Origin of the sequence: Rhodovulum sp. MB263, assembly GCF_002073975.1 — a bacterium.
Taxonomy (GTDB): domain Bacteria; phylum Pseudomonadota; class Alphaproteobacteria; order Rhodobacterales; family Rhodobacteraceae; genus Rhodovulum.
Genome location: NZ_CP020384.1, coordinates 964,311 through 984,517 on the forward strand (window position 1 = coordinate 964,311; position 20,207 = coordinate 984,517).

Annotated in this window: 19 protein-coding genes; 12 read left to right on the plus strand and 7 right to left on the minus strand. The window is 67.5% G+C overall.

Annotation, left to right across the window (positions count from 1 at the left end):
* Positions 1-8 precede the first annotated feature (8 nt).
* The gene (locus B5V46_RS04640) at positions 9-695 is read left to right on the plus strand and encodes a rhomboid family intramembrane serine protease (protein ID WP_080615512.1); all 687 of its coding nucleotides are present in this window, start codon (positions 9-11) and stop codon (positions 693-695) included.
* Here the strand turns inward: B5V46_RS04640 and murJ are convergent.
* From murJ to B5V46_RS04655, 3 genes are read right to left on the minus strand one after another with little or no spacing between them, the layout of a single operon-like run.
* Entirely contained in the window at positions 686-2,230 is a 1,545-nt protein-coding gene (murJ, locus tag B5V46_RS04645; RefSeq protein ID WP_080615513.1) for a murein biosynthesis integral membrane protein MurJ, read from the minus strand. The two genes, B5V46_RS04640 and murJ, sit on opposite strands and share 10 nt — an antisense overlap.
* Complete coding sequence (locus B5V46_RS04650; RefSeq protein WP_080615514.1) at positions 2,230-5,046, minus strand: [protein-PII] uridylyltransferase; 2,817 nt, start codon at positions 5,044-5,046, stop codon at positions 2,230-2,232. Before B5V46_RS04650 ends, murJ begins: the two co-directional genes overlap by 1 nt.
* Positions 5,006-6,202, minus strand: a complete 1,197-nt coding sequence (locus B5V46_RS04655; protein ID WP_080615515.1) for a penicillin-binding protein activator — start codon at positions 6,200-6,202, stop codon at positions 5,006-5,008. Before B5V46_RS04655 ends, B5V46_RS04650 begins: the two co-directional genes overlap by 41 nt.
* On the opposite strand from B5V46_RS04655, the gene rsmI reads away from it, so the two are divergent.
* From rsmI to B5V46_RS04685, 5 genes are all read left to right on the plus strand, one after another.
* Positions 6,201-7,169 (plus strand): 16S rRNA (cytidine(1402)-2'-O)-methyltransferase, encoded by a 969-nt coding sequence (rsmI, locus tag B5V46_RS04660; RefSeq protein ID WP_080615516.1) that lies wholly within the window; start codon positions 6,201-6,203, stop codon positions 7,167-7,169. The genes B5V46_RS04655 and rsmI overlap by 2 nt on opposite strands.
* Positions 7,166-7,519 (plus strand): YraN family protein, encoded by a 354-nt coding sequence (locus B5V46_RS04665; RefSeq protein ID WP_080615517.1) that lies wholly within the window; start codon positions 7,166-7,168, stop codon positions 7,517-7,519. The genes rsmI and B5V46_RS04665 overlap by 4 nt, the downstream gene beginning before the upstream one ends.
* A 96-nt stretch (positions 7,520-7,615) precedes the next feature.
* On the plus strand, positions 7,616-8,560 hold the full coding sequence (gene gshB / locus B5V46_RS04670) for a glutathione synthase (protein WP_080615518.1): 945 nt from the start codon (positions 7,616-7,618) through the stop codon (positions 8,558-8,560).
* 788 nt (positions 8,561-9,348) lie between these two features.
* The gene (locus tag B5V46_RS04680; protein ID WP_080615520.1) at positions 9,349-9,996 is read left to right on the plus strand and encodes a TetR/AcrR family transcriptional regulator; all 648 of its coding nucleotides are present in this window, start codon (positions 9,349-9,351) and stop codon (positions 9,994-9,996) included.
* Positions 9,997-10,003: 7 nt separating this feature from the next.
* Entirely contained in the window at positions 10,004-10,486 is a 483-nt protein-coding gene (locus tag B5V46_RS04685) for a hypothetical protein (protein ID WP_080615521.1), read from the plus strand.
* A 41-nt stretch (positions 10,487-10,527) separates the two neighbouring features.
* Here the strand turns inward: B5V46_RS04685 and B5V46_RS04690 are convergent, their stop codons facing one another.
* Positions 10,528-12,039, minus strand: a complete 1,512-nt coding sequence (locus B5V46_RS04690; RefSeq protein WP_080615522.1) for a YifB family Mg chelatase-like AAA ATPase — start codon at positions 12,037-12,039, stop codon at positions 10,528-10,530.
* A gap of 31 nt (positions 12,040-12,070) precedes the next feature.
* On the minus strand, positions 12,071-12,958 hold the full coding sequence (locus B5V46_RS04695) for a glutathione S-transferase (RefSeq protein WP_080615523.1): 888 nt from the start codon (positions 12,956-12,958) through the stop codon (positions 12,071-12,073).
* A 209-nt stretch (positions 12,959-13,167) separates the two neighbouring features.
* Here B5V46_RS04695 and B5V46_RS04700 point away from each other — a divergent pair, with 209 nt between their 5' ends.
* From B5V46_RS04700 to B5V46_RS04720, 5 genes are all read left to right on the plus strand, one after another.
* The gene (locus B5V46_RS04700) at positions 13,168-14,046 is read left to right on the plus strand and encodes an RNA polymerase factor sigma-32 (RefSeq protein WP_080615524.1); all 879 of its coding nucleotides are present in this window, start codon (positions 13,168-13,170) and stop codon (positions 14,044-14,046) included.
* Entirely contained in the window at positions 14,043-14,861 is an 819-nt protein-coding gene (locus B5V46_RS04705; protein WP_231119234.1) for a ChaN family lipoprotein, read from the plus strand. The genes B5V46_RS04700 and B5V46_RS04705 overlap by 4 nt, the downstream gene beginning before the upstream one ends.
* A gap of 91 nt (positions 14,862-14,952) precedes the next feature.
* Positions 14,953-16,155 (plus strand): bifunctional phosphopantothenoylcysteine decarboxylase/phosphopantothenate--cysteine ligase CoaBC, encoded by a 1,203-nt coding sequence (gene coaBC / locus B5V46_RS04710; protein WP_080615525.1) that lies wholly within the window; start codon positions 14,953-14,955, stop codon positions 16,153-16,155.
* Complete coding sequence (dut, locus tag B5V46_RS04715) at positions 16,152-16,619, plus strand: dUTP diphosphatase (RefSeq protein ID WP_080615526.1); 468 nt, start codon at positions 16,152-16,154, stop codon at positions 16,617-16,619. Before coaBC ends, dut begins: the two co-directional genes overlap by 4 nt.
* Positions 16,619-17,656 carry a HesA/MoeB/ThiF family protein gene (locus tag B5V46_RS04720; RefSeq protein ID WP_080615527.1) on the plus strand — a complete coding sequence of 346 codons (1,038 nt, stop codon included), beginning with the start codon at positions 16,619-16,621 and terminating at the stop codon, positions 17,654-17,656. The genes dut and B5V46_RS04720 overlap by 1 nt, the downstream gene beginning before the upstream one ends.
* Positions 17,657-17,665: 9 nt before the next feature.
* On the opposite strand, the gene B5V46_RS04725 is transcribed toward B5V46_RS04720, so the two are convergent.
* Together B5V46_RS04725 and B5V46_RS04730 are read right to left on the minus strand one after the other, a co-directional pair.
* Positions 17,666-18,538, minus strand: coding sequence for a cation diffusion facilitator family transporter (locus B5V46_RS04725; RefSeq protein WP_080615528.1), 873 nt, complete (start codon positions 18,536-18,538; stop codon positions 17,666-17,668).
* 61 nt (positions 18,539-18,599) lie between these two features.
* Positions 18,600-19,121: an SH3 domain-containing protein gene (locus tag B5V46_RS04730; protein ID WP_080615529.1), complete on the minus strand. Its 522-nt coding sequence runs from the start codon at positions 19,119-19,121 to the stop codon at positions 18,600-18,602.
* A gap of 96 nt (positions 19,122-19,217) precedes the next feature.
* Between B5V46_RS04730 and B5V46_RS04735 the strand changes: the two genes are divergently transcribed.
* A complete protein-coding gene (locus B5V46_RS04735; RefSeq protein ID WP_080615530.1) occupies positions 19,218-20,204 on the plus strand; it encodes a D-glycerate dehydrogenase in 987 nt (328 codons plus the stop codon).
* Positions 20,205-20,207 lie beyond the last annotated feature (3 nt).

Sequence of the window (20,207 nt, forward strand, 5' to 3'; positions counted from 1 at the left end):
CGTGTCGCATGCAGTCCGATCCGAACGCTCCGCCGATCAATCCCTTGCCCGCCGTGGTCTGGCTGCTGGCGCTGCCGGTCATCGCGATGGAGGCGGTCCTGAGCCTCGGGGCGAGCGGGCTCGTGGGCGGACCTGCCGCGGTCGGCTGGCGATTGCAGGCGATCCGCGATTACGGCTTTTCGGGGCAGGTTCTCGACTGGATGCTGCAGAGCGGTCAGTTTCCCGCCGACCAGATGATCCGCTTCGTCACCTATCCCTTCATCCATGCCAGCCTGACCCATGCGGTCTTCGTCGTGGTCTTCATCCTGGCGCTGGGCAAGATGGTGGGCGAGGTGTTCCGGGCCTGGGCGGTGCTGCTGGTCTTTTTCGGTGCGGCCATCGTCGGCGCGCTGGCCTATGGGCTTCTGCTCGATACGCCGATGCCGCTGATCGGCGGTTATCCTGCGGTCTACGGGCTGATCGGGGCCTTCACCTTCCTGATGTGGGTGCGGCTCGCGGGGACCGGCCCGACCCAGTACCGGGCCTTCACCCTGATCGGGCTGCTTCTGGGCATCCAGCTTCTGTTCGGCCTGCTGTTCGGCGGCGGGCTCGACTGGGTCGCCGATCTGGCCGGGTTCTGCACCGGTTTCCTGCTGTCCTTCGTGGTCAGCCCCGGCGGCTGGGCCCGGGTGCGGGCGAAGATCCGTCAGCGCTGACGGCGCATCGCCCGGCGGAATTCCGACAGCCGGAACGCGCCCAGCAGGTGGCCCAGCCCGAAATAGGACAGGATCCCCAGCGCCACCAGCCCGGCCAGGGCCGGATAGCGTAGCCCGCCCCCGGTCAGCCAGGGCTCTGCGCCCCGGGCCGCGAGCCACAGGATCGCCCCCATCAGCGCCGAGGCCAGCGCGATCCTGCCGGCCCGGCGCAGGAACCGCGCATCGGGTTCGGCGGCAGTACCGAAGCGGCGCGATCCGCGCCAGAGCAGCGCCACCATGGCCCAGCCCGCGAGCGTCGTGCCCCAGGCGGCAGCGATATAGCCGAAGACCGGGGCCAGCCCGATGGCGATAACCGCATTCGCCGCGAGCGCGCCGAGCGCGTAGTGGAACGGGCGCCGGGTATCCTCGCGCGCGAAGAACAGCGGTTGCAGGACCTTCTGCATCACGAAGGCCGGCAGCCCCGCGCCATAGACCGCGACGGCCAGTGCCGTGGCCGCCACATCGGCCTGGTCGAAGGCGCCGCGCTGGAACAGGACCGCCACGATGGGCCCCGGAATCGTGGCCAGGGCGACCGCGGCGGGCAGGGTCAGGGCGAGGGCGAATTCGCCCGCGCGGTTGAAGGCGTCGCGCCCGCCCGCGGTGTCGCCTGCGCCCAGACGGCGCGAGAGATCGGGCAGGAGCACCACGCCGATGGCGATGCCGACCACGCCAAGCGGCAGCTGGTAGAGCCGGTCGGCATAGGAGAGCCAGGCTACGGCGCCCTCGAAGAAGCTGGCGACCTGACGTCCGATCAGCAGATTGACCTGCACCACGCCGCCCGCCAGTGCTGCCGGCGCCGCGATGATGGCCAGCCGCTTCAGTTCGGGCGTGAGGCGGGGGCGGCGGAAGGTCAGACGGAAGCCCGCCTTCGCGGCAGCCGCCCAGACCAGCGCCATCTGTGCGATCCCGGCCAGCGGCACCGTCCAGACCAGCGCATCGCCGACCGGCCAGCCCATTTCGGCCGCCAGCAGCATCGCGCCGACCAGGAGAATGTTCAGCAGGACCGGCGCCGCCGCCGCGGCGACGAAGCGGCCGGTGGCGTTCAGCACGCCCGACAGGAGTGCGGCCAGCGAGATGAACAGGATATAGGGAAAGGCGATCCGGCCATAGACGACCGCGATGTCGAAGCGCTGGTCGGCCGCGAAGCCGCCCGCCATGGCCAGCACCAGGGCAGGCATCGCGATCTGGGCCAGAAGGGTAAAGCCGATCAGGATCGTCGCAAGCCCGGTGAAGGCGTCGCGGGCGAAGTCGAGCGCGCCCTCGTCCCGTTCGAGCTTCTTCGAGAAGAGCGGAATGAAGGCCATGTTGAACGCCCCTTCAGCGAAGAAGCGGCGGAACATATTGGGCAGCGAGAAGGCCACCAGGAAGGCTTCGGCCACCGGGCCGGTGCCGAGATAGGCGGCGATCAGGATGTCGCGGGCAAAACCCAGGATGCGGCTGGCCAGGGTCCAGACGCCGACGGTCATAAAGCCCGACACCAGCCGGATCGGGCGCATTAGCTGTTCGCCCTTTCGGTGCCCTTCACGATCGCCTCGCGCAGCTTGCGTTCAAGCGACTCCTGCCGCGATCTGGCATAGAGCTTCAGCCCGAAGCTGTCCTTCACATAGAAGCTGTCGACCACCTGCGCGCCATAGGTCGCGATCATCGCCGAGGCGATATAGATGTTGCTGGTCGCGAAGACCCGGGTCAGGTCGTAAAGCAGCCCCGGCCGGTCGCGGGTATCGACCTCGATGATGGTGTAGATCTCCGAGCCGTCATTGTCGAAGGTGATCGAGGTCGGGAAGCGGAAGCTGCGCTCGCGCTTCTTGAACTTGTCGCGGTCTGCCAGCTTCTCGCGCGGGCGGACCTCGCCCATCAGGGTCTTCTCGATCATCTGGCTGAGCCGGCTCAGCCGCGAGGCGTCATAGGGCGAGCCGTCGCCATCCTGGATCCAGAAGGCGGCGGTGGCGTAACCGTCCTTGGTGGTATAGGTGCGCGCGTCGACCACGTTGGCGCCGACCAGCGCCAGCGCGCCGGCCAGCCGCGAGAAGATGCCGGGATGGTCCGAAAGCGCAAAGCAGACCCGGGTGGCGTCGCGGTCGGCATCCTCGGCCAGATCTATCCGGATCTCGTCGTCGCTGATGCCCCGCAGCAGCCTTGCCATCACCACATGCGTTCCGGTCGGCAGGCCCTGCCAGTAGGGGCCGTAATGGCGGCCGATCTCGGCCCGCAGCTCCTTCGCGTCCCAGTCCGGAAGCGCCTCGCGCAGCGCGCGCCGGGCCTCGGCCTCGCGGCGGTCGCGGTTGACATCCTCCAGCCCGCCTTCCAGCGCGCGCACGGTCTCGCAGTAGAGGCTGCGGATCAGCTGGGCCTTCCAGTTGTTCCAGGTGCCGGGGCCCACCCCGATGATGTCGCAGACGGTCAGCACCGTCAGCAGGTCGAGCCGCTTGCGGGTTTTCACCGCCTTGGCGAAATCGCGCACCGTGCGCGGGTCGGACAGGTCGCGCTTCTGGGCCATGTCCGACATCAGCAGGTGATAGCGCACCAGCCATTCGACGGTTTCGCATTCCTCCGGCCTGAGCCCGAGCCGCGGCGCCACCTTGCGCGCGATCTGCGCGCCCAGCACCGAATGGTCTTCGGGGCGGCCCTTGCCGATGTCATGCAGCAGGAGCGCGACATAGAGCACCCGCCGGTTCAGGCCGTCCTTGAGGATCCGGCTGGCGATGGGCAGTTCCTCGATCAGTTCGCCGCGCTCGATCTGGGCGAGCGTCGAGACGCACTGGATCGTGTGCTCGTCCACCGTGTAGCTGTGATAGACGTTGAACTGCATCATCGCCACAATGGGCTCGAATTCCGGGATCAGCGCCGAGAGCACGCCAAGCTCGTTCATCCGCCGGAGCGAGCGTTCGGGGTTGCCGTGCTTGAGCAGCAGGTCGAGGAAGATCCGCTGTGCTTCGGGGGCGTTGCGGACATCCTCGTCGATCAGCCGCAGATTGGCCTGGATCAGTCGCATCGCGTCGGGATGCAGCAGCGTGCCGGTCCGGAGCGCTTCCTCGAAGATCTTCAGCAGGTTCAGCTTGTCGGCCAGGAATGCCTTGGGGTCCGAGACATTCATGCGGTTCTGGACGATCTCGTAGCCTTTCGGCACCTTCCGGCGGCGCCGGAACAGCCCGATCAGCGCGGGTTCCTTCTTGACATGGGCGGCCTCGAGCTTGGTCAGGAAGATCCGGGTCAGGTCGCCAACGGTGGTGGCGTGGCGGAAATAGTCCTGCATGAAATGCTCGACCGCGCGGCGCCCGCCATGATCGGCATAGCCCATCCGCGCCGCCACCTCGACCTGCATGTCAAAGGTCAGCTGGTCGATCGCGCGGTCCGCGATCAGGTGCAGATGGCAGCGCACGGCCCAGAGAAACCGCTCTGCCGCGACGAAACCGGTGAATTCGTCGCGGGTGAAGAAGCCCAGCTTGACCAGTTGAGAGGCGCGGTCGACGCGATAGACGTATTTCGCGATCCAGTAGAGCGATTGCAGGTCGCGCAGCCCGCCCTTGCCCTCCTTCACATTGGGTTCCAGCACGTAGCGCTGGCCACCCTGCTTGCGGTGACGTTCCGAGCGTTCGGCCAGCTTGGCCTCGATGAATTCGGCCGCCGTGCCCTTGAAGAGATCGTCCCAAAGCGCGCTGTCCAGGGCCCTGGCCAGCGGCGCATGCCCGCCGAGAAGGCGGTTTTCCAGCAGGGCCGTGCGGATCGTGTAATCCTCGTGCCCCAGTCGCAGGCAGTCCTTCACCGTGCGTGAGGCGTGCCCCACTTTCAGCCTTAGGTCCCAGAGCATGTAGAGCGTGGATTCGATCACGCTTTCCGCCCAGGGGGTCAGCTTGTAGGGGATCAGAAACAGCAGGTCGACATCGGAATGCGGCGCCATCTCGCTTCGGCCGTAGCCGCCGACCGCGAATACGGCGAGCCGTTCGCCTTCGGTCGGGTTGGGCCGCGGGTGCAGGACTTCGCCGGAGACCCTCAGGGTCGCGCGGACCAGGCAGTCGGTGAGCCAGGTGTAGGCGCGCACGGTCGGGCCGGCGTCAAATGGCCTGTCGGCAAAGGCCGCAGCGATCGCGCAGCGCCCCTTCTGCCGGGCCTCGGAAAGGTAATGCACAACGGCATCCCGCAGGGCCTTGGAGTCGATGCCCTGATCCGTCAGCCGGGTCAGTTCGGCCTCGAAGGCCGTCTGATCGAAAATGTCGGAGGCCGGGCAGATCAGGCTGTCCGGCGCCTGGGTCGTCTTGCGGGCTCTGGACGGGCTAGAAGCCTGCGCTGCCGAAACTTCTTGGAGCGGGGTCAATCACGGTCACCTGGTTGTCGCGGATCTCGGCCACGGCCAAGGCCCGCTCGTTCGTTCCATCTGTACGCAGGCGGAACACGCCGTTGACGCCGACAAAGCCCGAAGGCTGGGTCAGGGCGGAAACCGACAATGCGTCGCTGCGGCCCTGGCTGGCAAGGGCGCCGATCGCGGCGATGCCGTCATAGGCAAGGCCCGCCGCGGGATGGGCCGGCTCGCCATAGGCGGCCGTGTAGCGCCGTTCGAACCGGTCCGAAACGCCGGGATCAGGAAGGGCGAACCAGCCACCCTGCAGTCCGGGAAGCGCCAGGGTGGAGGGCGGGATGTCCCAGCGTGTCAGCCCGATGAACTGCACCTTGGCGGGATCGACGCGGTTTTCCGGAAGCAGTTGCGCCAGCAGCGGCAGGGCGCCGGCGGTGCTGGCGGTGAAGAAGATAGCCTGTGCGGCCGAGTCGCGCGCCTTGCGCGCGAGCGCGGGGATGGCCTGGACCACGCCGTTCTGCGACAGCTCGTAACTGCCGGTCGCGGCGACCGATCCGCCGCTGCGTGCCACGGCCGAGGCGATTGCCGCGCGCCCGGCCTCGCCCGCCACATCGGGATCGTGCACGATCATGACATTGGTCCGGCCCTGTGCCGCGGCGTAGCGCGCCAGACGGTTGGCTGTGTTCTCGAAGGTCGGTCCCAGCACGAACACGTTGCCGCCGGCGATCTCGGGGTTGTTCGAGAAGCTCAGCACGTTGACGCCGCGCCGTGCGACGGCCAGGCCGGCCGCATTTGCGGATTGTGCATAGAGCGGGCCGAGGATGATCTTGGCGCCGTCCGAGACGGCCTCGGAGGCGACCTTGGCGGCGATGTCGGGATTGCCTGCTGTTTCATAGACGCGAAGATCGACCTTCACACCCTTGAGATCCGAAATCGCGAGACGTGCGGCGTTTTCGAGGCTGCGCGCCAGAACCTGGTCGCCCGCATTGGCCGAGCCGCCCGGCACCAGCAGTGCCACCGGAACCGGTTTCGATCCGTCGATCGACGGGCCGCCGCCGATACCTCCGGGCTGGCAGGCCGCAAGTAGAGCGAGTGCGCCGAGACCCAGAACCGATGCCAGAACCCTCGGCCGAACCGCTGGCAACCGCTTGCGGCAGGCGCGAAAAACGGCGAACATGGACGTCTCCTTCGCTGGGGCGATCTCGTCGGCGACCCTATGCGGATCGACGGGGCAAGTAAACGTCAGACAGGTAAAAGAATCCTTGGAGATCCTCCGAAATCCGCTGGCCCCCGGGCTTTATTTCGTGGCCACGCCGATCGGTGCCGCGCGCGACATCACGCTCAGGGGGCTCGATGTTCTGGCGTCGGCCGACGCTATCGCGGCAGAGGATACCCGCACGGCGCGTCATCTGATGCAGATCCATGGCATTGCGCTCGGCGAGCGTTCGTTGATCGCCTATCACGACCATTCCGCGGCCTCGGTGCGCGATGCGCTGGTCGAGATGGCGGCTGCGGGCAAGTCGGTCGCCTGCGTCAGCGAGGCGGGCACGCCGATGGTGTCCGATCCGGGCTTTCCGCTGGCGCGCGCCGCGATCGCGGCCGGGGTCGCGGTGCATGCCGCGCCGGGGCCTTCGGCGATGCTGGCCGCGCTGGTGGTTGCGGGCCTGCCAAGTGATCGTGTGCTGTTCGCGGGGTTTCCGCCTGCCCAGTCGGGCGCGCGCAGCCGGATGCTGGACGAGTTTTCGAATGTGCCCGCGACGCTGGTTTTCTATGAATCTCCCAAACGCATTAGCCGGTTGTTAGCGGAAATGGCGGTATCTCTCGGAGGAGATCGCGACGCAGCGGTCTGCCGGGAATTGACCAAGCGATTCGAAGAGGTCTCGCGTGGCAGTCTCGCCGAACTGGCAGAGGCCTTTCGCGACCGTGAGGTTCGCGGCGAGATCGTGCTGTTGGTCGGACGGGCTCCTGTCAGGGCTGTCGAGCAGAACGATCTCGACGCGGCGCTGGACGAGGCGCTGGCGCGTCTTTCCGTGAAGGACGCGGTGGCCGAAGTGGCGGCGGCGCTCGAACTGCCGCGGCGCCGGGTTTACCAGGCGGCGTTGTTGCGAGAACGGCATGCTGCCAAGCCGGAGGGAACGGGATGAGCGGAACGGTTTCCTATCACGCCGGGCGGTCGGCCGAGGACTGCGTTGCCCGTGGGTATGAGGGGCGCGGCATGGCGATCGTGGCCCGGCGCTGGCGCGGGGCGGGCGGCGAGATCGACCTCGTTGCCCGTGATGGCGACGCGCTCGTCTTCGTCGAGGTCAAGAAAAGCCGCAGTTTCGCCCGTGCTGCCGAGCGGGTCGCGCGGCGCCAGATGGATCGTGTCATGACGGCGGCGCAGGAATATCTTGCGGGCGAACCCGGCGGGCAGTTGACCGATATCCGTTTCGACGTTGCGCTTGTGAACGGTTTCGGCGAAGTCGACATTCTCGAGAACGCGTTCTGCGCCTGAGCGCGGTTGCAAATTCCAGGCGCCTCGGTCATCCAGAGCGGATGCCGCATCGCCCAGGGTGGCGGCGGTTGGGAAGGCCGGGCGAGGGAGAACGCAATGCCGCTCAAGGTAGCCATTCAGATGGACCCGGTCGGGGCCGTTAATATCGATGCGGACAGTACGTTCCGGATTGCGGAGGAAGCTCAGGCGCGCGGGCATAGCCTGTTCTACTACACCCCGGACCGGCTGTCCTGGAACGACGGGCGGGTGATGGCGCGGGGCTGGCCGCTGGAGGTGCGTCGGGTCAGGGGCGATCATTTCACCCTTGGCGAAGAGCGCGAGCTCGATCTCGGCGGCTTCGATGTCGTATGGCTGCGGCAGGATCCGCCTTTCGACATGGGCTATATCACGACGACGCATCTTCTCGAGATGCTGACGCCCGGCACTCTGGTCGTGAACGACCCGTTCTGGGTGCGGAATTTTCCCGAAAAACTGCTGGTCCTGCGTTTCCCCGATTTGATCCCGCCGACTGTGATCGCCCGCGATCTGGAGACGCTGCGCGCCTTCAAGGATCTGCATGGCGACATCATCCTCAAGCCACTTTACGGCAATGGCGGCGCCGGGATCTTTCGGCTTGGTCCGGATGACCGCAACCTCGCCTCCTTGCATGAAGTTTTCGCCGGCATGAATCGCGAGCCGCTGATCGCGCAGAAATTCCTTCCGGCTGTCAGCAGGGGGGACAAGCGGGTGATACTCGTTGACGGTTCCCCTGTCGGAGCGATCAACCGGGTGCCGGCCGCAGGTGAGACGCGGTCCAACATGCATGTCGGGGGGCGTGCCGAACGGGCCGAACTGACGCCGCGCGATCTCGAGATCTGTGCCGCCATCGGTCCGACCCTTAAGGAGGCCGGGCAGATCTTTGTCGGTATCGACGTCATCGGCGAGCATCTGACCGAAATCAATGTCACCTCGCCGACCGGCATCCAGGAGCTCGAGCGCTTCGACAAGACCAATATAGCCGCTCTGATCTGGGAGGCGATCGAGGCACGCCGCGCCGGCTGAAGGGGTATCGCGTTGCCGCCTTCGTGGATCGGCATCGACCCGTTCTTCCGCCTTGTCCGGTTTCCTATCGGACGGGCGGCGTTGCGGATCTCGCCGCCGGAGGGGGGGCAGGTCGTGATGCTTTTGGTGGAGCATGCCCAAGCCTGGCGCCGCCCGCGACCGCAGGACGAACCGGACATCCTCCGGCGAAGCACCGAGTCGGTGCAGATCTCTGCTGACCGCCTGTTCCGTTGAAAAACTTCGGCTGGCATAAAATCACTTTCTGCATTTAGGAAACCGTTCCGAGCGTGCACCTCTTGAGGAACGGAATTTACGGCCCGGTGTGTCTGCGAAGTGGTTTTTCGCCGTTCTGGCCTCTTGAAGCCATTCGGCGAGTTTTTCGACGGTATCCGCCCAAAGGGGCCCCGCGTCATCGGGCGAACTCGGGGGGCGAGGGCAAAGGAAGCTGTCCGTGGGGCAGGCCCGCCTGTGGACGGAGCGCCAGGGTTTGTGCCGTTCCGGAATGCCAAAGCTCTTAATGACCGCCGCTGCGGCAGCGATTTCACCGGCGCCGGCGCCGGCGCGTTGCCGGGCAGCCTGCAGGGGACGGGCGCGGCGGCCATGTCTGTTGCCTCCGCCATGCCTTGAAAGACCACGGCATCCCGCCCTGGGTGCGTCGCCTGCTCTGTCCCCACAATGACCTGTCGCAAATCCCGGTTCTATGCCGGGTTGCCGCCGATTTGACATTTTTAGACCGGTGGTCTAAATGCGGGCAGCATCCCTGATTTCCTCATCCTGTCGGAGCCCGATTGTCCCTGCCCATTCCAGCCAGTCGTACCAGGTTCGCCGGACTGAGCGATCAGGCGCGTGCATGCTGGCTTGACCCGGCAGAGCTGGAGTTCTGCGACCATGGGTTCGAAAACGCCTCCCTCAACCGCATCATCGCGGCAGCGGGAGAAAGCAAAGGACGCACCTATCACTACTTCGCCGACAAGGGCGACCTGTTCCGGGCCACACTCGAACGCCGTCTGGCGCCCCTCGGCACGCTCGGTGGGAATGCCGAAGCGATTGCCGGGGCCGACCGCGAGACCTACTGGACGCAGATTGCGGCCCTGTGCCGTCGGCTGGCCGGGGCGCTTCAGGGCGATGAATGCCTGGCCTCGCTGCTCAGGACCCTGCACCGGGAAGCTGCCGCACAGCGCGCCTTCGCCGGGCCGCTTGCGCTGTTGCGAGGCCATATCGAGCGCGTGCTTGCCGCGGGGCAATCGGTCGGAGCGGTGCGGGACGACCTTCCCCTCGGGCTGCTCGCGGATGTCGCCCTGAACATCCTCATCACCGTCGACCATTGGTTCGCGATGAACGCCTCCGACCTGGCCGAGGGCGAGGAGGCACGTTTTTCCGAGCGCGCCTTTTCTCTTCTGATGGCGCCTCTTCTTCCTCCTGATAACCCGGAATGACAGACACATGACCAAGATACGCGGTCTCGCGGCCCTTCTCGTCCTGAGCACCCTGAACCTGACCCTGATGGTGCCGGGGGGATTTGTCGAAACCCGCAGCTTCCCGGGATATGGCGTCCCTGTCCTGGCCTCATTCAACGTCTTCCTGACGCTGCTCGGTCTCGGGAGCCTGGTCCTGGCCTATCGCGTTCTGAGGACCGGACGGGTGGGGATCTATCCGGCGCTCGCCGGTGCTGCCTTCATGGCGGTTTACCTTCTCGATCTGGCGACGATCTTTCCTGTCGCGGCGGCACCCATGTCGACGACATTGGCCAGAATGGAATGGATCGGCGCCTTCCTTGGGCTTGCGCTTCTTGCGCTGGGGGGCGGGCTGGCCGTCGCGCAGGGCAAACGGCAGGCCGGATCTGCGCGCCTGCCGCTTGGATTGCTGATCGCGATGGGCGTGGCGGCGGTGGCGATCGTCACCTTCGCCACCCTCTCTGCGATGTAGGCAGGGGCTGCCCCCGGGCGCGGGGCCATTTCTGCGCGCTGCTAGAGATTTCCTATGCCGAGGCGGAAGTTGACCGCCTCGGCCACATGCGGGCGGGCGACCCGGTCGGTGCCGTCCAGATCTGCGATGGTCCGGGCCACGCGCAGCACGCGGTGATAGCCGCGGGCGGTCAGCCGGAAGCGTTCGGCCGCGCGCAGCAGAAGCGCCCGGCCCTCGGCGTCGGGGGCGGCGATCTCTTCCAGGAGGGCGCCTTCGGCCTCTGCATTGACCCGCGTGCGGGGGGTATGCGCGAATCTCGCGCTCTGACGCATGCGTGCGGCCGCGACCCGAGCGGCGACCTCGGCCGAGCTTTCTCCGGAGGCGGGCAGATCGAGATCCCGGAACGCCACCGGCGGCACGTCGACGCGCAGATCGAACCTGTCCATGAGCGGACCCGAGATCCGGCCGAGATAGTCCTCGCCGCATTGCGGAACACGGGCGCAGGCGCGGGCCGGGTCGGCGAGATAGCCGCATTTGCAGGGGTTGGCCGCGGCCACCAGCAGAAACCGGCAGGGATAGCGGGTATGGGCATTGGCGCGCGCCACGACGACCTCGCCGGTTTCGATCGGCTGGCGCAGCGTGTTCAGCACCTGGCGCGGAAATTCGGGAAACTCGTCCATGAAGAGCACGCCGTTATGGGCAAGGCTGATCTCTCCGGGGCGGGCGCCGCGACCGCCGCCGACGATGGCCGCGACCGAGGCGGTGTGATGCGGGTCGCGGAACGGGCGCTGGCGCGAGATGCCGCCCTCGTCGAGCAGGCCCGCCAGCGACTGGATCATCGAGGTCTCAAGCGCCTCGGCGGGCGAAAGCGGCGGCAGGATGCCCGGGATCCGCGCCGCGAGCATCGACTTGCCCGAACCGGGCTCGCCCACCAGAAGCAGATGGTGACGCCCTGCAGCCGCGATCTCGAGCGCGCGCTTGGCGCGCTCCTGTCCCTTGACGTCGGACAGGTCGAGCGCGGCCGCGATGGGGGCGATCTCCCCCGGCTCGGCCGGGGCAAGCGGGGCCTGTCCGGTGAAATGGCGCACGACCGATGCAAGGTCGGGCGCGGCCAGCACCTGTGTCGCCCCGACCCAGGCGGCCTCGGCGCCGCAGGCCTTGGGGCACAGAAGCGCGCGCCCTGCCTCGGCTGCGGCCATCGCCGCAGGCAGGGCTCCGATCACCGGCACCAGACGCCCGTCGAGCGACAGCTCGCCCAGCGCCACCACCCCTTCGGCCATGTCGCGCGGGATGACGTCGAGGGCGGCAAGCAGGGCCACCGCGATCGGCAGGTCGAAATGCGAGCCCTCCTTGGGCAGGTCGGCGGGCGAGAGATTGACGGTGATCCGTTTCGAAGGCAGCGCCACGCCCATCGCCACCAGCGCCGCGCGCAGCCGGTCGCGCGCCTCGCTGACCGCCTTGTCGGGCAGGCCCACGACCGAGAAGGCGGGCAGGCCCGCCGCCACGGCGCATTGCACCTCGACGATCCGCGCCTCGATCCCGTCGAAGGCCACGGTATAGGCACGGGCTACCATCTCGCGCTCTCCGGTTCGAACCGGGAAACGGCTACGCCTCCTTGGTTACCGAATGGTAAATGGCAGCGACGTCGGGGAAAGCCTCGGGGTCGTTCGCGACCATGTCGCGGGCGCGAAGGCTGGCAAATCCGATAACGGTGCCTTCGATTTCGAGGAAATGGCTCGGGGGGCGGCCGGTGAGCGGGCAGGCGGCATTGATCGGGGTGCCATGCGGGACGGCCCGGGCCGGCACGGGCTCGGGGCCCGGCCAGGGCAGATGCGGCAGATCCATCGCATAGGGCTCGGGCGTGTAGCGGTATGTCAGCCCCTCGGCGCGCCAGCGGCGGAAGGCCGGATCGGCCAGATGCTGGGCGACATAGGCTGCGGCCGCATCGCCGACCGGCAGGCCATAGGTCGCGATTCGGGCCGCGACCGGGGCGAAGAAGACATCTGCAAGGCAATAGCGCCCGAAAAGCCAGGGGCCGCCTGCGCCGAAGCGCTCCTGCGCGCCGGACCAGAGCATCTGCAGCCGGTCGAGATCCGCCAGCACCTCGGGCGGCGGCCGGACGCTGTCATAGGACCGTATCAGCGCCATCGGGCAATGCGCGCGCAGGTCGGCAAAGCCCGAATGCATTTCGGCCGCCAGCCAGCGGGCGCGCATCCGGGCGGTCTCGTCCTCGGGCCAGAGCCCGGCCTCGGGGTGGCGCTCGGCCAGGGTTTCGGCCATGGCCAGCGTGTCGCCAAGCGGTTCGCCCCCGGGCATCATGAGCGCCGGCACGAGCCGGGCGGGCGCGACCGGGCCCAGATCGGCGGCGAGCGTTCCGGTATAGAGCCCGACCTCTTCTACCCTGAAGGGCAGGCCGAATTTCTCCAGCATCAGCCAGCCGCGAAGGGACCAGCTGGAATAGGTCCGATCGCCGATGAACAGAACGTAGGTCATGGCGTGAGCCTAGCCCGCTTCGGTCCCGGTTCGAAACGCGTTTTCGTGATGGGCGGGATCGGGGTTTCGGATCGCTGCCGCTTCTGTGCGAAGATGCACACAAGCGGCGCGGGAATGTTTCGAATAGTTCAAGCTCTTGTGTGATCTGGAACCAGATCGCGCGCGTATAGTTTAGGGAATGATAAATCTCTGTCTGACGGGAACATGCCATGGCACTTGACGGATACGATGCGAACTCGCTGTCGCGTCAGGCGATGAAGGCGGAGCTTCTGGACGCCGAGACCGAGCTGAGGCTGGCCTATGCCTGGCGCGACGAACGCGACGAAGCCGCACTGCATCGTCTGATCACGGCCTATATGCGGCTGGCGATCTCGATGGCGGCAAAATTCAAGCGCTACGGCGCGCCGATGAACGACCTGATCCAGGAAGCGAGTCTCGGGCTGATGAAGGCGGCCGACAAGTTCGACCCCGACCGCGGCGTGCGCTTCTCGACCTATGCGGTCTGGTGGATCAAGGCCTCGATCCAGGACTATGTGATGCGGAACTGGTCGATGGTCCGGACCGGTTCGACCTCGAGCCAGAAATCGCTGTTCTTCAACATGCGCCGGGTTCAGGCCCGGCTGGAACGCGAGGCGGCGGGCCGGGGCGAGACGCTCGACCGTCACCAGCTGCGCCAGATGATCGCCTCCGAGGTCGGCGTGCCGCTGCACGATGTCGAGATGATGGAAGGGCGGCTGTCGGGCTCGGATTTCTCGCTGAATGCGACGCAATCGACCGATGACGAGGGCCGCGAATGGATCGAGACCATCGAGGATGACAGTGCGCAGGCGGCCGATCTGGTCGAGGACGGGCGCGACCGGGCGCAGCTGCGCGGGTGGCTGGTCCATGCCATGGGCCAGTTGAACGACCGGGAACGCTTCATCGTCAAGGAGCGCAAGCTGCGCGACGACCCGCGCACGCTGGAAAGTCTCGGCAACGAGCTGGGGCTGTCGAAGGAGCGCGTGCGTCAGCTCGAGGCCGCGGCCTTCGGCAAGATGCGCAAGAGCCTTGAAGCCCAGTCGCCCGAGGTGTTTCACTTCCTCGCGTGAGACATGTTGCTAGAATCGCCGCGCTGGCCGCGGCCCTGACCGCCACTGCCGCCGGCGCCGAGGAAATCGGCCCGGCGGCTTTCGCCTCGCTTCCGGCTGCCGATGTGGTGGTGCTGGGTGAGACCCATGACAATCCTGAACAGCACGCCAACCAGGCCGCGGCCGTCCGGGCGCTGTCGCCCAAAGCGCTGGTCTTCGAGATGCTGACGCCCGAGCAGGCGGCGAAGGTGACGCCGGGGCTTCGGCTCGACGGCGTGGCGCTGGGCCAGGCGCTGGGCTGGGAGGCATCGGGCTGGCCCGATTTCGCGATGTATTTCCCGATCTTCTCGGCCGCGCCCGAGGCGCGCATCTTTGGTGCGGCACTGCCCCGCGACGAGGTGCGCCGGGCGGTGAGCGACGGTTCGGCCGCTGTCTTCGGGGCGGCGGCGGGGATCTATGGGCTTGATACCCCCTTGCCTGCGGCCGAGCTGGAGGCGCGGGTCCGCGATCAGCGCGAGGCTCATTGCAACGCGCTGCCCGAGCCTCTTCTGCCCGGCATGGTCGAGGCGCAGCGGCTGCGCGACGCGGCGCTGGCGCGGGCCGCACGGCAGGCGCTGGACGAGACCGGCGGGCCGGTCGCGGTGATCGCGGGCAACGGGCATGCCCGCATCGACTGGGGACTGCCGGCGGCCTTTGCCCTCGTCGCAAAGGGCGCGCGGCTGATTTCGGTCGGGCAGATCGAGGTCGCCGCCACCGGCGTGCCGCCTTATGACTACTGGCTGGTCACCGGTGCGGCCGAGCGCGACGATCCCTGCGCGGCGCTGACCGGCGGTTAGCGACGCGGCGGCTTTGCTTGTCTCGCCCCCGTCTGCGGCCTAAGACGTGGTTTCCAAAGGCAGACGGAACAGCGAACGGGGCGCGGGCGGCATGGTTTCCGGCAAACGCATTCTTCTGATCATCGCGGGCGGGATCGCCGCCTACAAGACGCTTGACCTGATCCGCCGCCTGCGCGAGCGGGGGGCGGCCGTCACGCCGGTGATGACGGCCGCGGCCGAGCGCTTCGTGACGCCGCTTTCGGTCTCGGCGCTGGCGGGCGAGGCGGTGCATCGCGACCTTTTCGATCTGACCCGCGAGACAGAGATGGGGCATATCCAGCTCTCGCGTGCGGCTGATCTGGTGGTGGTGGCGCCAGCAACGGCGAATCTGATGGCCAGGATGGCGGGCGGTTTGGCCGACGATCTGGCCTCGACCCTGCTGCTGGCGACCGACAAGCCGGTTCTGCTGGCGCCCGCGATGAATGTGCGGATGTGGACCCATCCCGCGACCCGGCGCAATCTGGCGATGCTGCAAGCGGACGGTATCCGTTTCGTCGGCCCGAACGAGGGCGACATGGCCTGCGGCGAATACGGGCCGGGGCGGATGGCCGAGGTGCCCGAGATCCTTGACGCGATCGGGACGGCGCTGGGCGTGGGCGCGGGGCCGCTTGCCGGGCGCCGCATCGTCGTGACCTCGGGCCCGACGCATGAGCCCATCGACCCGGTCCGCTATATCGCCAACCGCTCCTCGGGTGCGCAGGGCACGGCACTGGCCCGGGCGCTGGTGGCGCTGGGCGCCGAGGTGGTCTTCGTCACCGGTCCGGCCTCGGTTCCGCCGCCGGGCGGGGTCGATCTCGTGCGGGTCGAGACCGCGCGCGAGATGCTGGAGGCGGTCGAGGCCGCGCTTCCGGCCGATGCCGCGGTCTGTGCCGCCGCCGTCGCCGACTGGCATGTCGCCAATGCTTCCGGACAGAAGATGAAGAAGGACGGCTCGGGCCGGGCGCCGGAGCTGGACTTCGCCGAAAACCCCGACATCCTGGCCCGCATCGCCGGGCGGGCCGAGGGGCGGCCGCGCCTTGTGGTGGGATTTGCCGCCGAAACCCATGACGTCGTGGCCCATGCCGAGGCCAAGCGCGCGCGCAAGGGCTGCGACTGGATCCTCGCAAATGACGTCTCGCCCGCGACCGGCATCATGGGCGGGGCCGAGAACGAGGTGTCGCTGATCACCGAGGCGGGCGTCGAGACCTGGCCGCGCCTGCCCAAGGCCGAAGTGGCGGCCCGGCTTGCGCATCGGATCGCGGAGGCCCTGGCATGAGCCCGCGTCTGCAAATCGTCTGGGAAGACTGGGCCGATCGCGACCTGCCGCTGCCCGCCTATCAGACGCCGGGCTCGGCCGGGGCCGATATCCGCGCGAACCTGCCGCCCGATATCAGGGACGAGGGTCTGACCCTCGCGCCGATGGAGCGGCGGATTGTGCCCACGGGCTTCCGGATGGCCTTCCCGGCCGGGTTCGAGGTGCAGATCCGTCCGCGCTCGGGGCTGGCCCTGAAATACGGGATCACGCTTCCGAACACGCCCGGCACCATCGACAGCGACTATCGCGGACCGCTGGGGGTACTTTTGGTCAATTTCGGAGCAGAGCCCTTCACCATCCGCCATGGCGAGCGGATCGCGCAGATGATCGTGGCGCCCGTGGTGCAGGCCGCCTTCGAGGTGGTCGGGGAGCTTGACGAGACCCTGCGCGGCGCAGGCGGCTTCGGCTCGACGGGGCGCGGCTGATGGGGCTGGTTCTTGGCCTTGCGCTGGTTCTCTGGTCGCTGGGGATGCTCCTGCGGCTTTCTCGTCAACTGCGCTGGGGCATGATCGCGGGGCTTTACGCGGCCGTGCTGATCGTGCAGATCGCCATGCCCGAAGGCCATGCCCTGCGCCATGCCATCGGTGGTACACCCGAGGGCTGGGCGGCGCTGGGTGTCGTCGGGCTGCTGGTCCTGGCCTATCGCGGTGTCCTCGGCGCGCTCAAGCGGCGGGTCGCGCGCGAGGTGGTGCCGATGGCGCCCAAGGGGCCGCTGAAGCCGGTCGAGCTCGATCGTTATGCCCGCCATATCATGCTGCGCGAGATCGGCGGACCGGGCCAGCGCAAGCTCAAGGAGGCGCGGGTTCTGGTGATCGGTGCCGGTGGGCTCGGATCACCTGCGCTGCTCTATCTGGGGGCGGCCGGGGTCGGGACCATCGGCATCGTCGATGATGACGATGTGGATCTTTCGAACCTTCAGCGCCAGGTGATTCACACCGACACGCGCCTGGGCATGCCCAAGGTGTTTTCCGCGCAAAAGGCCATTCTGGCTCAGAATCCCTTCGTCACCGTGCGTCCCTACAGGCGCCGGCTCGACGAGGCCACGGCCGAGGCGCTCTTTCCCGATTACGATCTGATCCTCGACGGTACCGACAATCTAGAGACCCGCTATCTGGTCAACCGGATGGCCGCGCGTCTGGGCAAGCCGCTGATCGCCGGAGCCATCGCCCAATGGGAGGGCCAGATCAGCCTGTACGACCCGGCACATGGCACGCCCTGCTATCGCTGCATCTTTCCCGAGGCGCCTGCGCCCGGGCTGGCGCCGAGCTGTGCCGAGGCGGGTGTGGTCGGCGCGCTTCCGGGCGTCGTCGGTGCGATGATGGCGGTCGAGGCGATCAAGACCGTCACTGGCGCGGGCGAGGGGCTTGGCGGACGGATGCTGATCTATGACGCGCTTTATGGCGAAAGCCGCACCATCGCGCTTCATCCCCGGTCCGGCTGCCCCGATTGCGGCGCCGCCTGAGGTCAGGCTTCAGGTCGCCGGGTCGAAATGGATGATCACATCCGCGCCCGGAAATTCCTCGAGGATCGCATGTTTCAGCCGCGCGCCGATGGCATGGGCGTCGTTCAGGCTTTGCGCGCCGTCCAGCTCGATATGCAGGTTGACGAAGAGGCGCGGCCCCGAGCGCCGGGTCTTGAGGTCGTGAAAACCGCGCACGCCGGCGCAGTCCCCGGCCAGCGCCTCGATCCGCGCGATGGTCTCGGGCGGTGCGGCGCGGTCCATCAGCGCGTCCCAGGCGCCCTTGCCGATGCCAAGCGCGCCGACCGCCAGCATGCCGGCCGCTGCCAGAGCGATCACGGCGTCGATCCGCGCCAGACCCAGATTGGCCGAGGCCCAGAGCGCGAAGATCGCCCCGATATTGGGCAGCAGATCGCCCAGATAATGCAGCGAGTCGGCTTCCACCACCCGGTTGCCCGTCTTCCGCGCGACCCGGCGCTGGTACAGCACCAGAGATGCCGTCAGCACGATCGAGACGGCCATGGCGACCATCCCCGGGCCTTCCTGCGACAGCGGTTCTGGATCGGCGGCCAGAAGCCGGGTCATCGCCGCGAAGGCGATGATGCTGGCCGAGGCCAGGATGAACACGGCCTGTCCCAGCGCGGCAAGATCCTCGGCTGCACTGTGCCCGAAGGCATGGTCGTCATCGGGCGGACGTGCAGCATAGAAGATCGCGGCCAGAGCCCCGAGTGACACCATCAGATCGAGCGCGCTGTCGGCCAGGGAGGCCGCAATCGACAGCGACCCGGTCTGTCCCAGCGCCCAGAGCTTCAGGGCCACCAGCGCGATCGCGGTCGCGACAGAGGCAAGCCCGGCAGAGAGGTTCAGGCGGGAGGTGTTGGTCATGGCCGCAGGCTCGGTAAGCTGATGGGCTCCGCTTAGCAGCACTCCGCCCGGAGGGGCAAGCTCACTCGCGGATCTCGTCGGCGTCGACCCCCCAGATCGCGGTCTTGGGCACCCAGCCCGATCCGCCATCGGCATTGATCCGGCACCAGTCGGGCGTGCATTCCTCCAGCCGCGCGATCACGCCGATCTCGGCCCGGGCCAGCACTTCGGCATCGGGGCGGGGGACACGCAAGAGCGGCAGCATGTCCTGATCGACCAGAACGGTGCGCACGCCCGACAGCAGCGAGTAATGCACCCAGCCCCCGGCGCCGTCGCGGTCGCGGACCTGCCGCCAATGGCCGAATTCCGCCGTGATCTGCAGCGGAATGCCGCGCCGCGTATAGACCCAGTCGATCCGGTGGCTGAGGCTCGGTCCCCGGCGCACATTGCCCTCGCTGGCCTTCAGCGAGACATATCGCGGCAGCGGCAAATTGGTCACGCGCCCGCGCTCGGTCGCCTGGGCTGGCCCGGCCCAGGGAAAAGATCCGATGAGAAACAGAAGGATGATCGTCAAGGATGCGCATCTGCGCAGTACTGCCCGCATAACGTCCTGCCAGCTGGTTTCGGGGTCTTGTGCCGCGCCCCGATCTCGGACAGTTTGCCACTGACGCAACCGGTTGAAAAGCAGGGAGGCCCAGCGATGCCGGCACAACGCCTCAGTGTGGTCGTGACGCGACGGTTGCCCGCGCCGGTCGAGACCCGGATGAAAGAGCTTTTCGATGTCGAGCTGAACGAGGCCGATGTCAAGATGAGCCGCGAACAACTTGTCGAGGCGATGCGCCGGGCCGATGTGCTGGTTCCCTGTGTGACCGACGCCATCGACCAGGCGATGCTGGCCCAGGCCGGCGACCGGCTCAAGCTGATCGCCAATTTCGGTGCCGGGGTCGACCATCTGGATGTCCAGACCGCGCGGCAGCGGGGCATTCTGGTCTCGAACACGCCCGGGGTCGTGACCGAGGACACGGCGGACATGACGATGGCCCTGATGCTGGCGGTGACGCGCCGCATTCCCGAGGGGCTGCATGTGATGCAGGCGGGCGAATGGCGCGGCTGGGCGCCCACGGCCTTCATGGGCGGGCGGATCGGCGGCCGGCGGCTCGGGATCCTTGGCATGGGCCGGATCGGTCAGGCCGTCGCCCGGCGCGCCCGCGCTTTCGGCATGCAGATCCATTACCACAACCGCAAGCGGCTCCGTCCCGAGATCGAGGAGGAATTCGAGGCGACCTACTGGGAGAGCCTCGACCAGATGGTCAGCCGCATGGACGTGATCAGCGTGAATTGCCCGCATACGCCTTCGACCTTCCATCTGATGAATGCACGGCGGCTCAAGCTGATTAAGCCGGATGCGGTCATCGTCAACACGTCGCGGGGCGAGGTGATCGACGAGAATGCGCTGACCCGGATGCTGCGCGCGGGCGAGATCGCGGGCGCCGGTCTTGACGTCTTCGAACGCGGCCACGAGATCAACCCGCGGCTCCGCGAGCTGCCCAATGTCGTGCTTCTGCCGCATATGGGTTCGGCCACCATCGAGGGGCGCGGCGAGATGGGGGAAAAGGTGATCATCAATATCAAGACCTTCGCCGATGGGCACCGACCGCCGGATCTGGTCGTGCCGAGCATGCTCTAGGCG

Excerpts from the sequence above, each read along its gene's own strand:
- B5V46_RS04640 (WP_080615512.1), top strand. The coding sequence starts at position 9 with ATGCAGTCCGATCCGAACGCTCCGCCGATCAATCCCTTGCCCGCCGTG.
- murJ (WP_080615513.1), bottom strand. The coding sequence starts at position 2,230 with ATGCGCCCGATCCGGCTGGTGTCGGGCTTTATGACCGTCGGCGTCTGG.
- rsmI (WP_080615516.1), top strand. The coding sequence starts at position 6,201 with ATGGACGTCTCCTTCGCTGGGGCGATCTCGTCGGCGACCCTATGCGGA.
- B5V46_RS04655 (WP_080615515.1), bottom strand. The coding sequence starts at position 6,202 with ATGTTCGCCGTTTTTCGCGCCTGCCGCAAGCGGTTGCCAGCGGTTCGG.
- B5V46_RS04665 (WP_080615517.1), top strand. The coding sequence starts at position 7,166 with ATGAGCGGAACGGTTTCCTATCACGCCGGGCGGTCGGCCGAGGACTGC.
- gshB (WP_080615518.1), top strand. The coding sequence starts at position 7,616 with ATGCCGCTCAAGGTAGCCATTCAGATGGACCCGGTCGGGGCCGTTAAT.
- B5V46_RS04685 (WP_080615521.1), top strand. The coding sequence starts at position 10,004 with ATGACCAAGATACGCGGTCTCGCGGCCCTTCTCGTCCTGAGCACCCTG.
- B5V46_RS04690 (WP_080615522.1), bottom strand. The coding sequence starts at position 12,039 with ATGGTAGCCCGTGCCTATACCGTGGCCTTCGACGGGATCGAGGCGCGG.
- B5V46_RS04695 (WP_080615523.1), bottom strand. The coding sequence starts at position 12,958 with ATGACCTACGTTCTGTTCATCGGCGATCGGACCTATTCCAGCTGGTCC.
- B5V46_RS04700 (WP_080615524.1), top strand. The coding sequence starts at position 13,168 with ATGGCACTTGACGGATACGATGCGAACTCGCTGTCGCGTCAGGCGATG.
- coaBC (WP_080615525.1), top strand. The coding sequence starts at position 14,953 with ATGGTTTCCGGCAAACGCATTCTTCTGATCATCGCGGGCGGGATCGCC.
- dut (WP_080615526.1), top strand. The coding sequence starts at position 16,152 with ATGAGCCCGCGTCTGCAAATCGTCTGGGAAGACTGGGCCGATCGCGAC.
- B5V46_RS04720 (WP_080615527.1), top strand. The coding sequence starts at position 16,619 with ATGGGGCTGGTTCTTGGCCTTGCGCTGGTTCTCTGGTCGCTGGGGATG.
- B5V46_RS04725 (WP_080615528.1), bottom strand. The coding sequence starts at position 18,538 with ATGACCAACACCTCCCGCCTGAACCTCTCTGCCGGGCTTGCCTCTGTC.
- B5V46_RS04730 (WP_080615529.1), bottom strand. The coding sequence starts at position 19,121 with ATGCGGGCAGTACTGCGCAGATGCGCATCCTTGACGATCATCCTTCTG.
- B5V46_RS04735 (WP_080615530.1), top strand. The coding sequence starts at position 19,218 with ATGCCGGCACAACGCCTCAGTGTGGTCGTGACGCGACGGTTGCCCGCG.